Genomic DNA, 13,209 nt, shown 5'->3' on the forward strand with positions numbered 1-13,209 from the left:
ACGGGCAAGACAACGGGAGGCTTTTCATCCTCGGCTTCCTCAGGAGTTCTTGAGAAACCGGGCCAAAGCTCATTGATAAGCCTTGGCCGAAAGCATCCGGCAATCCTGCCCCATGACAGGTCAACGGTTGGTTTGGCAGATCCGGCCCATCCGGGTCTGCCGGTCTTTCCATCGCGTAAAATAGGGCGCGGCTGGAACATTTCATCGGGAGCCGTGTCCCGAAACACATCCGGCGGACGCTTGGGAAAGCGCCCGCCGGATAATCTTAGCGGCGGATACCCAGGCTGGTGATCAGCTTGGAATAGCGGCCTTCATCCTTCTTCTTGAGATAATCAAGAAGCGAGCGGCGGCTCGAAACCATCGTCAGCAGGCCACGGCGGGAATGGTTATCCTTCTTGTGGTCCTTGAAGTGTTCGGTCAGGTTATTGATGCGCTCGGTCAGGATCGCGACCTGGACTTCCGGAGAACCGGTATCGCCTTCAACGGTCGCATATTCCTTGATCAGCGCAGACTTGCGCTCAGCAGTGATCGACATCGGGTGATCCTTTCTAAGAGGAGGAGATAGAGTCGCCAAAAGCCGGGATGTCGTCCAGCTTTGGCCGTGAATGCAAACGGGCGTACCCGATGCTGGCGCTGCCTATAAACCAAATATGGATCGATGGAAAGAGGGGTCGTCCTTGGCGGCTTCAACGGCCCGCCATGGCGCCCCGGATCATCCCGTCATAGGCTGAAGGATCCTGCAGCATGGCGAAATGGCTCACATCTTTCAGGATGACGAGTTTAGCGCCCGGAATCTGTTTTGCCATCATTTCCGTATGGTCGAGCTTTACGGCTTCATCATGATCGCCAATGGCAAGTGTGACCGGCACCGAGATCTTGCCAAGATCGGCGGCCGTCCAGGCCGGCTGGGTTGCCCACATTTCGGAGATCTGCTTGACGAAGGCGTCGTATTCGTTCGGCGTCGGCGACAGCTTCCTGTAATATTCGCCGGCGACGTTGATGTAGTCGTTGAAGACCTTGTCGTTCAACACGTCTGGCTTGACGCCGTCTGTCGTGACATTGGCTGCCTGGGCAATGACCCGCGTCAGCTTCTCCGGATGTTTCATCGCCATGTCGATGCCGATGATGCCACCGTCCGACCATCCGACAAGCGTCACCTTGTCGATCTTCAGATAGTCGAGAAGTGCCACATAATCCGATGTCATCAGGTCGTAACCGAAGGGCTGCTGGCTGCGCGTCGAGCGTCCATGGCCGCGGCTGTCGGCAACGATGACCAAGTGGTCCTTGGCAAAATCGGCGACCTGATGACCCCAGACCTCGGCATTTCCAAGTCCGCCGTGGATGAACAGGATGGGGTCGCCTTCGCCGTATTCGGCGTAATACATCTTGATGTCGTTCACTTCGGCCATGCCGCTCGTCTTTGCCGCCGGCATCGAAGGAAAGGCTGGGAGCTCGGCCCAGCGCTCGGCGGATCGAGCGTTGGCCACGGTCAGGAACATCGAAAAGAACGTCAGTATTCCGATAGCAGTTACGCGCATATTCTTTCTCCTGTCGGACCACCATGGCCCCTCGGGCCGCTATGGCGGCCCGACAGGGAAGATATCGCATCGTTACCGGCTGACAATCGCTATCGTTGTGGGTTCAGGCGAAAACACGCTTCGGGCGAAACTCGCCCTGGCCGATCTCGCCGATCGCGATCAGCCTGCCGYGGGCGGTCRCATAGGCTTCGCTTTCGGCAACCGGCGCATCGCGGCCACGCACCAGGATCGGGTTGCCCATCTTCAGCCGGTGCGCCTGGTCGTCGTTGATGACGAGATGGGGCAGGGCCGATAGCGCTTCGCAGGTGTCGATGAGCAGCGCGTCGAGGGCCGCCAGCCGCTCGTCCATATCCTCGATCGCCTCCAGTGCCACGAGATCTGCGAGCGGCACCATGGCCTCTTCCGCGAAGGGCGCGACGAAGGTGCGCCGCAGCCCGGACACATGGCCGTAGCAGCCGAGTTCGCGGCCGAAATCGCGCGCCAGCGCCCTGACATAGGTGCCCTTGCCGCATTCCACTTCGAAATGTGCGCTATTGGCGTCCGGGCAGGCAAGCAAGGTCAGCCGGAAGATATCGACCTCACGTGAGGGGATTTCGACGGTTTCGCCTTCGCGCGCCAGATCATAGGCGCGTTCACCCGATATCTTGATAGCGGAAAACTGCGGCGGCACCTGGCTGATGGTGCCGATATATCGAGGCAGGATATCGCGGATCTGCTGTTCGCTCGGGCGTTTGTCCGAACTCTCAGTCACTTCGCCCTCGAGATCGTCGGTCGCGCGCTCCTCGCCCCAGCTCACCGTGAATTCATAGATCTTGCGGCCATCCATCACGTAGGGAACGGTCTTCGTCGCATCGCCGAGCGCGATCGGCAGCATGCCGGAGGCGAGCGGATCGAGCGTGCCGGCATGACCGGCCTTCTGCGCCTTGTAGAGCCATTTGATCTTGGAAACGGCTTCCGTCGAGCCGAAATCCACCGGCTTGTCGAGGATCAGCCAGCCGGAAATCGGCCGGCCCTTGGGTTTGCGTGGTTTGGACATGCGTCTCTTCTGTTTATTGTTCGTCATTGTCGCCGTCGAGGTCGCGGCTCACCTCGGGCGAACGCAGCAGCTCGTCGATCTTCTTGTAGTTGTCGAAGCTGGTATCGTCGCGGAAGCGCACCTCCGGCATGTATTTCATCTGCCGGAGCTGCTGCCCGAGCCGGCCGCGGATGAACCTTGCATTACGGTTCAACGCCTCGATGACGATGCTGTGGTCTGAAACGCCGAGCGGCGTCACATAGGCGGTAGCGATCTTGAGGTCCGGCGACATGCGCACTTCCGAGATCGAGATCACGGTCGCTTCGATGACGTCATCACGCACTTCGCCGCGCTGCAGCACCTGGGTGATAGCGGCGCGAACCTGTTCGCCAACGCGCAGCATGCGCTGCGAAGGCGCGGAAGAAGTTGCTCTGGTCATTGTTATCTCTATTTGCCGATGCGGCTGGGAATCGAACCCGTCAAAGGAGAGCGTCCATGACTCTTTTGGTCGAAAAGGTCAAGGCGGCAGATGCCCGAAAGCCATCCGCCGGTGGCGGATGGCTTTCGGAAAGCTCAGGCGCAGCAGTTTAGAGCGTGCGCGTGATATGCTCGACGCGGAAGCACTCGATGACGTCGCCGGCGCGCATGTCTTCGTAGTTTTCGAAGGCCATGCCGCATTCCTGACCCATCGGCACTTCGGACACTTCGTCCTTGAAGCGCTTGAGCGTCTTGAGCTTGCCTTCGTGAACGACAACGTCGTTGCGGATGAGGCGGACGCCCGCACCACGTTCGACCTTGCCTTCGACGACACGGCAGCCTGCGACCTTGCCGACCTTCGTGATGTTGAACACCTCGAGGATCTCGGCGTTGCCGATGAAGGTTTCGCGCCGTTCCGGAGACAAGAGGCCCGACATCGCCGCCTTCACGTCATCCACGAGGTCGTAGATGATGTTGTAGTAGCGGATTTCGATGCCTTCGCGTTCGGCGAACTGGCGTGCCTGCGTATTCGCACGAACGTTGAAGCCGATGATGGCCGCGTTCGAGGCTTCGGCGAGCGAGATATCCGACTCGGTGATGCCGCCGGCACCCGAATGGACGATGCGGGCGCGGACCTCGTCGGTGCCGAGCTTCTCCAGCGCGCCGGCAATCGCTTCGATCGAGCCCTGCACGTCGCCCTTGATGACCAGCGGGAACTCCTTGATGCCGACGCTTTGGCGCTGCATCATCATCTGTTCCAGCGAACCGCGCTGTCCCGACTGGCGGGCAGCCGCCTTGTCGCGGGCCAGACGCTGACGATATTCCGAGATTTCGCGGGCGCGGCTTTCGCTTTCGACGACGGCGAACTTGTCACCCGCCTGCGGCGTACCGGACAGACCGAGAACCTCGACCGGCGTTGCCGGACCGGCTTCCTTCACATGGTCGCCCTTGTCGGTGACGAGAGCGCGCACGCGGCCCCAGACGTCGCCGGCGACGATGATCTGGCCCGGACGCAGCGTGCCCTTCTGGACGAGCACGGTCGCGACCGAACCACGGCCACGATCGAGCTGGGCTTCGATAACCGTTCCTTCCGCGGTCCGGTTCGCATTGGCCTTGAGATCGAGAATTTCCGCCTGCAGCAGGATCGCCTCGAGCAGCTTGTCGAGGTTCTTGCCGGTCTTGGCCGAAACCTCGACGTCAAGCACTTCACCACCCATGGATTCCACGAAGACTTCGTGCTGCAGCAGCTGGTTACGGACCTTCTGCGGATCAGCCTCGTGCTTGTCGACCTTGTTGATCGCAACGATGATCGGAACACCGGCCGCCTTGGCGTGGTTGATCGATTCGATCGTCTGCGGCATCACGCTGTCGTCGGCTGCGACGACCAGGATCGCGATGTCGGTCGCCTGCGCACCGCGGGCACGCATTGCCGTGAAGGCAGCGTGGCCGGGCGTATCGATGAAGGTGATCTTCTGACCGTTCTGCTCCACCTGATAGGCGCCGATATGCTGCGTGATGCCACCGGCTTCGCCGGAGACCACGTTGGCATGGCGGATGGCGTCGAGCAGCGAGGTCTTGCCGTGGTCGACATGGCCCATGATGGTAACGACCGGCGGGCGCGAAACCAGTTCGCCATCCTCGTCGGACACGTTGAAGATGCCGAGTTCGACGTCGGATTCCGACACGCGCCTGACCGTATGGCCGAATTCGCCGGCGATGAGTTCGGCAAGGTCGGCGTCAATGACGTCGCCCGGCTTCATCATCTGGCCTTCCTTCATCAGGTACTTGATGACGTCGACGGCGCGTTCGGACATGCGCTGCGACAGTTCCTGAATGGTGATGGTCTCGGGCAGAACCACCTCGCGGGAGATCTTCTCGCGGGTTTCCTGCATCTGACCACGGCGGAACTTCTCCTGCCGGCGACGCATCGCCGAAAGCGAACGACCGCGGGCATTGTCCTCGCCGTCCACGTTGGCAGTGGTGATCGTCAACTTGCCGCGACGGCGCTCTTCATCCGTCTTCGGACGAGTCGTGACCGGCTTTGCGGGTTCCGGGCGAACGACGCGGCCACGGACCGGACCGCCGCGCGCTGCGCCACGATCGTCGTCTTCCTTTTCCTCGCGGCGGCCGCGAACGGCGCCGGGGACGGCAGCGCCGGGTGCCGGACGGGCAGCAGGTGCTCCAGCCGCATCGGACCGGCGTGCAGCCGGTGCCGACGATGCGGGCTGCGGCGGCCGTGGCGCGTCGGAGCGTGCTTCGGTCGGAGCCGGTTCTGCGACTGCGGGTTCTGCGACAGCGGGTGCCTCAGCCTGCCGGATAGCCTCTTCAGCGGCCCTGCGGGCAGCTTCTTCCGCTTCGGCGGCCTTGCGGATCACCTCTTCTGCGGCACGGCGCTTTTCTTCCTCGGCGCGGCGGATCGCATCCTGGGCGTCACGCGCCTGGGAGTCGGCAAGCGCGCGGCGGCGGGCGTCCATCTCTTCCGGCGACAGATGGTTCAGCACCACCGGGCGCGGACGATCGTTCTGGCGCGGCGGCTGGTGAGACTGCTGCGGCGGACGCTGGTTCGTCTGGTTGTTGTTGCCCTGCTGAACCCGCGGAGCCGGCGTCGGCTGCTGCGGACGCGCCTGCACGGGTGCGGGCGCCGGTTCGGCTGCGCGGACGGGGGCCGCCGGAGCGACGGGCGTGATCGGCTTTTCATCTTCCGGGCGCATCGGGCGCCGCTTACGGGTCTCGACGACGACCGCCTTGGTGCGACCTCGACCCATATCCTGGCGAACGGTGCCCTGGCTCATCCCCGATGGTTTCAGGGTGAGTGTCTTTTTGCCCGCTACGCTGATTGTCTTGTCGTCGTTACTATCGGTCATTCGTTCCCGTTCCTTCGGACAGGGAGCGATGACTAGATCAGACCCTGTCGTTCAATACTGTCGATCAATGAGTATGGGACCGGCCGATGCCGGTGACCGCCTCATTGTTTTTGCCGGCCAGCGCCGCCCGCTGCCCGGGACTGACCGCCAATACGGTACTGTTCGAGCATCTTTGCGCGCTTCACTACACCTTCACCCGCCTGCCCTGCAAGCACTGCGGCATGGATAAAAGCATTCTGGCCCATCAGGCCTTCCATTTCGCTCTCCGAGAAGAGACGGAAGGAAGGTATCTCCTCCTCGGTCTCCATTCCGAGGTGCCAGGCCTTGCGGGCCTGGTCGATTTTCCGGACGCCGTCGTCCGCTGCCCCAGTCGCGTGGAACACCGCAAGGGCTGCTCCGCTTCTAACCGCGGCATCCACTTTCGAGGATCCACTGACGAACTGGCCGGCTTTCCGCGCCATGTTCATCATCTGCATCAGTTGCGCCGCGAGCAGCCGATCGACACTCGCGCCGAGATCGTCCGCCGCCTTTACATCCGTCTTCAGGGCACGGGCGAAGAGCTTCTTCGCCACTGCCCTGTCGACCAGCGACCGGTCGATCTTCACCCAGCATCCACGTCCCGGAAGCTCGCGCTTCAGGTCGGCGACAACTGTTCCATCGGGAGCGGCGACGAAGCGGATCAGCTCTTCCGGCGATCCGCTCTCGCGCGTCACGATGCACATGCGTCCGTTCACGTCATAACCTGCAAGATCGTCGTCCTCGAGAGGAGCGTCCGGTTCATGCGCGGTCATCATGCTTCTTGTTCGGCTTCGGTGACCTCTTCTTCGGTCCCCTTATCCAGGTCCTCTTGCGTGATCCAGCCGGCCGAAAGGCGGGCCTGGACGATCATCTGTTCTGCTTCGACGCGCGACACGTCGAACTTCGAGAACAGGCCCTCGAACTTCTTCGTTTCGCCGTTCTTGCGCTCCGTCCAGCCGACGAGATCGTCGGCAGCACATCCGGCAAAGTCCTCGATCGTCTTGATGGCGTCTTCGCCGAGCGCCACCATCATCTGGGCGGTCATGCCGTTGATTTCACGCAGTTCGTCCTGAACACCGAGCGCCTTGCGCTTCTCGTCCATCTCGGCTTCGAGACGCTCGAGGAATTCGCGGGCGCGCTGCTGGATTTCCTGCGCCGTTTCCTCGTCGAAACCGTCGATCGAAGAGATTTCGTCGAGATCGACATAAGCCAGTTCTTCAACCGCGGCAAAACCTTCCGAAGCCAGAACCTGGCCGACCATCTCGTCGACATCGAGCGAATCCATGAACAGGTTGGTGCGCTCGTTGAATTCCTTCTGGCGGCGTTCCGATTCCTCGGCCTCCGTCATGATGTCGATATCCCAGCCGGTCAGCTGCGAGGCGAGGCGGACGTTCTGGCCGCGACGGCCGATCGCAAGCGACAGCTGCTCGTCGGGAACGACGACTTCGATACGCTCTGCATCCTCATCGAGAACGACCTTGGCGACTTCGGCCGGCTGCAGGGCGTTGACGACGAAAGTCGCCGGGTCCTGCGACCACGGAATGATGTCGATCTTCTCGCCCTGGAGCTCGCCGACGACGGCCTGAACGCGCGAGCCGCGCATACCGACGCAGGCGCCAACCGGATCGATCGAGCTGTCGTTCGAGATCACCGCAATCTTGGCGCGCGAACCCGGATCGCGGGCGACCGACTTCACCTGGATGATGCCGTCGTAAATCTCCGGCACTTCCATGGTGAAGAGTTTCACCATGAACTGCGGATGCGTGCGCGACAGGAAGATCTGCGGACCGCGCTGCTCGCGACGGACATCATAGACGTAGGCACGGACGCGGTCGCCATAGCGGACGTTTTCGCGCGGGATCATTTCGTCACGGCGGATGATGCCTTCGCCACGGCCGAGATCGACGATGACGTTGCCGTATTCAACGCGCTTGACGGTACCGTTGACGATTTCGCCGACGCGATCCTTGAATTCGTCGAACTGGCGGTCACGCTCGGCTTCACGCACCTTCTGCACGATCACCTGCTTGGCGGACTGTGCGGCGATACGGCCGAAATCCATCGGCGGCAGCGGATCGGCGATGAAGTCGCCGAGTGCGGCGTCTGGGTTGCGGTCGCGGGCAAGCTCCAGCGGGATCTGCGTCGAATAATCCTCGGCCTTCTCGACGACTTCAAGCAGGCGCTGCAGACGGATTTCGCCGGTCTTCGGATTGATGTCGGCCCGGATGTTGGACTCGGTGCCGTAACGGGAGCGTGCCGCCTTCTGGATGGCATCGGCCATTGCGGCCAGCACGATCTCGCGGTCGATGACTTTTTCGCGCGCCACTGCATCTGCGATCTGCAGAAGTTCGAGCCGGTTCGCACTGACTGCCATTGTCTTGTTTCTCCGTCTTTACTCGCCGGGTTCCCGTCCCTAGAGCGGTCTGTTGATCGGTTATTCTTCGTCTTCTGCTTCGTTCTGGTTGGCGGCCTGGGCTTTCGCCAGCTTGTCGGCGCGCAACGCATCGCGGATCAGGTCGTCGGTCAGAATGAGCTTCGCATCGCTAAGCGCCGTGAAGGGAATGGTGACCTTCTGCTCTTCCCCATAGGCAACCTGGTCACGCTCGAGCGTGAAACCATCTGCGCCTGCTTCGACGATCTTGCCGCGGAAGCGCTTGCGATTGTCGATCAAGATCGACGTCTCGCATTTTACAAGGTGGCCCTGCCAGCGGACGAAATCGGATTTCCGCACCATCGGACGGTCGATGCCGGGCGAAGACACTTCCAGATGATACTCTTTATCGATCGGATCTTCCACATCGAGGACGGGAGAAATCGCCATCGAGACTTCTTCGCAATCCTGAACCGACATCGTGCCGTCGTTGCGTTCGGCCATAACCTGCATCGTCGCGCCGTTCTGGTTCAGCATTCGGACGCGGATAAGCCTAAAGCCGATGCCGACGAGAACGGGTTCGATGATATCGGCAAGACGCTGGTCGAGCCCTGTTTCGGTAATCAGCCGCGGCTCAAGTTCGTTGTCTGCGTTTGTCATGTCCGACAAGCGGTGCGCTCCTCGCAATTTCATGCTGTTTAAGCGATCGCGGTAATAAAAAAGAGCGGGTCCTTGCGGCCCACTCTTCATCAAGCGATCAAGAATTTGAGAGGCATATAGTCGGGTTTTTCCGAAATTGCAAGGTCTGCGACCGATTCGGCCAATTCGCTTCCGGCGACGTGAACAGGCCTATGGCCAGCGCCGGTCTTGCGCATATATTGCCGTTGGCGCGCAATAACAAAAGCGGGAGAAATCGTGGCCTACACTTCGTCGACATTGGCGCCTTTGCGCCACGATACCTACCGCACCATCTGGTTTGCGAGCCTTTCTTCGAATTTCGGCGGCCTGATCCAGGCGGTCGGCGCCGCCTGGATGATGACGACGATCACCGCCTCGGAGGACATGGTCGCACTGGTGCAGACCTCGACGGCGCTGCCGATCATGCTGTTTTCGCTGATATCGGGCGCTCTGGCCGACAATTATGACCGCCGCCGGGTCATGCTGACGGCGCAGTGCATGATGCTCACCGTCTCGGCGCTGCTGACGGCCTCAGCCCTTCTCGGCTGGATCACGCCCTGGCTGCTGCTCTTCTTCACCTTCCTGATCGGCTGCGGCACCGCGCTCAACAATCCCTCCTGGCAGGCCTCGGTCGGCGACATGGTGCCGCGCGCCGATCTGCCGGCCGCGGTCACGCTGAACAGCATGGGTTTCAACATCACCCGCAGCGTCGGCCCGGCAATCGGCGGCGTCATCGTGGCGGCTGCCGGTGCGGCCGCGGCCTTCGCGGTGAACACGCTGAGTTACCTCGCCTTGATCTATGCCCTGCTGCGCTGGCGGCCAGCCGCGCCCGTCTCGACCCTGCCGCGGGAGGCACTCGGCAGCGCCATCTTCGCCGGCCTGCGTTATGTCTCGATGTCGCCCAATCTCGAAAAGGTCCTCGTCAGAGGACTGCTCTTCGGCATCGGCGCCAGCTCGATCCTGGCGCTGCTGCCGGTCGTCGCCCTCGATCTCGTTGCCGGCGGGCCGCTGACCTATGGTTTCATGCTCGGCGCCTTCGGCATCGGCGCGATCGGCGGCGCGGTGCTGAATGCCAGGCTTCGCGAGGTGCTTTCCAGCGAGATAATCATCCGCCTCTCCTTTGCCGGCTTTGCGCTGAGTGCTGTCATCGCAGCCTTCAGCCCGAGTGCCGTCCTCACCTCTGCCGGGCTGCTCGTCTCCGGCGCCTGCTGGGTCTCCGCACTTTCGCTCTTCAACACCATCGTTCAGCTTTCGACGCCGCGCTGGGTGGTCGGCCGTGCGTTGTCGCTTTATCAGACCGTCACCTTCGGTGGCATTGCCGGCGGCAGCTGGCTGTGGGGCGTCGCCGCCGATCGCTATGGCGTCGCCGATGCGCTGCTGATGTCATCCGTCGTCATGCTGCTCGGCATCGCCATCGGCCTGCGTTTTTCGATGCCGGCCTTCGCCTCGCTCAATCTCGACCCGCTGAACCGCTTCACCGAGCCGGCTCTCAGTCTCGATATCACGCCACGCAGCGGGCCGATCGTCATCCAGGTCGATTACGAGATTGCCGATGAGGACCTTGCCGAGTTCATGGAATTGATGGGCGAGCGCCGCCGTATCCGCATCCGCGACGGCGCCCGCAACTGGGCGCTGATGCGTGATCTCGAAAACCCCAGCCTTTGGACGGAAACCTACCACACGCCAACCTGGGTCGAATATATAAGACACAACCAGCGGCGCACGCAGGCCGATGCCGAAAACACCGACAGGCTTCGTGCGCTTCACCGCGGCGAAGGTCCGCTGCATGTCCACCGGATGATCGAACGCCAGGCCATTCCACCGGGTGACGACGTCTTCCACAAGGCGCCGATCGATCTGCATCATTGAGACCAGCTATGCATAGATCAAGCATGTACAAATTCAGGCTCGCCCGCCCGTCCGATCTTGCTGCCATCGTCCGGCTTCTGGCCGATGACGATCTCGGCGGCACCAGGGAGATCGTTTCGGATCCCGTCGACGCGCGTTATCTCTCGGCCTTCGCGGCGATCGAGGCGGACGCCAATCAGCTTCTGGCCGTCGCAACCGATGCGGCCGATCGGGTCGTCGGCTGCCTGCAGCTGAGTTTTGTTCCCAGTCTTTCGAGGACGGGCATGTGGCGCGGCCAGATCGAAAGCGTGCGTGTCGCAAGCGATCTTCGCGGTTCAGGCCTCGGCTCGCACTTCATCGAATGGGCGATCGCCCAATGCGCAGAGCGTGGCTGTGGCCTCGTGCAGCTGACATCGGACAAGACGCGGGGGGATGCGATCCGCTTCTACGAGAAGCTCGGTTTCGTCGCCAGCCATGAAGGTTTGAAACGCAATATCTAAAGCCGGTTACTTCAGCTTGCCCTTCATCGTGGCCTCCGGAAAACATGTCGGCTTCATGCCGTTCTTTGCCTGCCACTGGCCGATCGAGCGCCGCGTCTTGTAGCCCGGCAGGCCGTCGGAACCGCCGACATCGTAGCCCTGCCGTTCCAGCGCCTTCTGCATGGCGGCGACGTCGGAGCGCAGCATCTTGCCGACATCGCCCCATCTGCCCTGGAAGGCGCCGCCATTATAGGCGATGCGGTCGGCCAGATTGCCGATATAGAGCGCGTAGAGATCGGAATTATTATATTCCTTGATGATGTAGAAATTCGGGGTGACGATGAATTCCGGTCCGTCGCGGCCGGCCGGTACCAGCATCATGCCCTCAGCCTTCATCTCGCCGGAGGGAAACCCCTTGCCGGAGATGCGGTCGATGCCGAGCGAGGCCCAGTGCGACAGCGGCTTTGCCAGATCGGGTCCCTCCTGTGCGCAGGAGACCGCCTCCGGTATCGACACCTCGAAGCCCCAGTCGCGGCCGCGCTGCCAGCCTTTTTTGACCAGGTAATTGGCGATCGAGGCGAGCGTATCCGGCACCGAGGTCCAGATATTGCGGTGACCGTCGCCATCGAAATCCACCGCATATTTCAGATAGCTGGTCGGCATGAATTGCGGCTGGCCGAGTGCGCCCGCCCACGAACCCTTGAAATTGGCAGGTGTGACGTCGCCGCCGTCGAGAATATGGAGTGCGGCCACCAGCTCGGTGCGGAACATCTCCTTGCGCGTCGACATGAAGGCCTTGGTCGCCAGCACCTCGATCGCCGAATTCGGGATCTTCGCCGCACCGAAGCCCGTCTCCCGGCCCCAGATAGCCAGCACGATCGAGCCCGGCACGCCATAGGTCTTTTCGATCCGCTTCAGCGTCGAGCCATATTGGGCGGCAAAGCCGCGTCCCGTTGCGGCAAGCTTCTTCAGTTGGTCTTCGTTGAAATAGGGAGCGGGCGAGGAAAACTCGGCCTGCGTCTGCTTCTGTTCCTTCGGCGGTGGGAAGCCCGGCGGAGCGAGATCGGGCAGGCTCCAGTTCAGCGTGATGCCAGAGAAAGCGGCTTGAAAGACCTTCTCCGAAATGCCGTTGGCCTTCGCCTCCGGCCAGAGGTCGCTCTGCACCCATTTCTCGAACTGCGCCTCGACATCGGCTTTCGAAGAGGCCGCGTAACAGGAGAGGGGCAAGAGAGCTGCCGCCAACGCGAGTGCGAATATCCCCGTGCTCTTCGGCATAGACAATCCTCTCATATCACCGTCCGCGCCCGAAGTGCCGCCGCAAGCGTGCCCTCGTCGAGATAGTCGAGTTCGCCGCCGACCGGCACGCCATGCGCCAGCCGTGTGATCTTCACGTCGAGCCCCTGCAACTGATCGGTGATGTAATGCGCCGTCGTCTGTCCCTCGACCGTGGCGTTGACCGCGATGATCAGTTCCCGGATGCCGCCTTCGCCGACCCGGTCGATCAGGCCGCGAATATTGAGATCGTCAGGACCGACCCCGTCGAGCGGTGACAGCGTGCCGCCGAGCACATGATAGGCGGCGTTCATCGCGCCTGCCCGCTCCAGCGCCCAGAGATCCGATACGTCCTCGACGACAATGATGACGGATTGATCGCGTTGCGTGTCGGTGCAGACAATGCAGGGATCGACCGTATCGACATTGCCGCAGCGCGAGCAGATCTTCACCTTGTCATAGGCCTCGCCCATCGCATTCGACAGCGGGCCGAGCAGCTGGTCCTTCTTCTTGATCAGATGCAGTGCCGCCCGGCGCGCCGAGCGCGGCCCGAGGCCCGGCACCTTCGCCAGAAGCTGGATGAGTTTTTCGATTTCGGGGCCGGTGACTCGTTTTGCCATGCGCCGTTCTTAGCTGATATGGAACGGAA

12 protein-coding genes are annotated in these 13,209 nt (G+C 61.8%); 2 read left to right on the forward strand and 10 right to left on the reverse strand.

Annotated elements, in window-relative coordinates:
- Positions 1-265 precede the first annotated feature (265 nt).
- From rpsO to rimP, 8 genes are all read right to left on the reverse strand, one after another.
- Positions 266-535 carry a 30S ribosomal protein S15 gene (rpsO, locus tag AC1D1Z_RS12915; protein WP_003544317.1) on the reverse strand — a complete coding sequence of 90 codons (270 nt, stop codon included), beginning with the start codon at positions 533-535 and terminating at the stop codon, positions 266-268.
- A gap of 151 nt (positions 536-686) precedes the next feature.
- A complete protein-coding gene (locus tag AC1D1Z_RS12920) occupies positions 687-1,538 on the reverse strand; it encodes an alpha/beta fold hydrolase (protein WP_047617622.1) in 852 nt (283 codons plus the stop codon).
- A 103-nt stretch (positions 1,539-1,641) separates the two neighbouring features.
- Positions 1,642-2,574: a tRNA pseudouridine(55) synthase TruB gene (gene truB / locus AC1D1Z_RS12925; protein WP_477850747.1), complete on the reverse strand. Its 933-nt coding sequence runs from the start codon at positions 2,572-2,574 to the stop codon at positions 1,642-1,644.
- Between the two features lie 13 nt (positions 2,575-2,587).
- On the reverse strand, positions 2,588-2,992 hold the full coding sequence (gene rbfA / locus AC1D1Z_RS12930; protein ID WP_017966457.1) for a 30S ribosome-binding factor RbfA: 405 nt from the start codon (positions 2,990-2,992) through the stop codon (positions 2,588-2,590).
- Between the two features lie 148 nt (positions 2,993-3,140).
- Positions 3,141-5,894 (reverse strand): translation initiation factor IF-2, encoded by a 2,754-nt coding sequence (infB, locus tag AC1D1Z_RS12935; RefSeq protein ID WP_018244261.1) that lies wholly within the window; start codon positions 5,892-5,894, stop codon positions 3,141-3,143.
- Positions 5,895-5,995: 101 nt separating this feature from the next.
- Entirely contained in the window at positions 5,996-6,688 is a 693-nt protein-coding gene (locus AC1D1Z_RS12940; protein ID WP_017989926.1) for an RNA-binding protein, read from the reverse strand.
- Positions 6,685-8,286: a transcription termination factor NusA gene (nusA, locus tag AC1D1Z_RS12945; protein WP_131605385.1), complete on the reverse strand. Its 1,602-nt coding sequence runs from the start codon at positions 8,284-8,286 to the stop codon at positions 6,685-6,687. Before nusA ends, AC1D1Z_RS12940 begins: the two co-directional genes overlap by 4 nt.
- 60 nt (positions 8,287-8,346) lie before the next feature.
- Positions 8,347-8,952, reverse strand: a complete 606-nt coding sequence (rimP, locus tag AC1D1Z_RS12950) for a ribosome maturation factor RimP (RefSeq protein WP_018244264.1) — start codon at positions 8,950-8,952, stop codon at positions 8,347-8,349.
- Between the two features lie 198 nt (positions 8,953-9,150).
- Between rimP and AC1D1Z_RS12955 the strand changes: the two genes are divergently transcribed.
- Together AC1D1Z_RS12955 and AC1D1Z_RS12960 are read left to right on the forward strand one after the other, a co-directional pair.
- Positions 9,151-10,830 (forward strand): MFS transporter, encoded by a 1,680-nt coding sequence (locus AC1D1Z_RS12955; RefSeq protein ID WP_182563565.1) that lies wholly within the window; start codon positions 9,151-9,153, stop codon positions 10,828-10,830.
- 23 nt (positions 10,831-10,853) lie between these two features.
- Positions 10,854-11,309, forward strand: coding sequence for a GNAT family N-acetyltransferase (locus AC1D1Z_RS12960; RefSeq protein ID WP_131605506.1), 456 nt, complete (start codon positions 10,854-10,856; stop codon positions 11,307-11,309).
- Between the two features lie 6 nt (positions 11,310-11,315).
- Here the strand turns inward: AC1D1Z_RS12960 and AC1D1Z_RS12965 are convergent, their stop codons facing one another.
- Together AC1D1Z_RS12965 and recR are read right to left on the reverse strand one after the other, a co-directional pair.
- Positions 11,316-12,563: a lytic murein transglycosylase gene (locus AC1D1Z_RS12965; protein ID WP_130718944.1), complete on the reverse strand. Its 1,248-nt coding sequence runs from the start codon at positions 12,561-12,563 to the stop codon at positions 11,316-11,318.
- Positions 12,564-12,574: 11 nt separating this feature from the next.
- The gene (gene recR, locus AC1D1Z_RS12970) at positions 12,575-13,180 is read right to left on the reverse strand and encodes a recombination mediator RecR (protein WP_003555792.1); all 606 of its coding nucleotides are present in this window, start codon (positions 13,178-13,180) and stop codon (positions 12,575-12,577) included.
- Positions 13,181-13,209: the final 29 nt, after the last annotated feature.

This window comes from Rhizobium sp. P1_E1, from assembly GCF_056406015.1.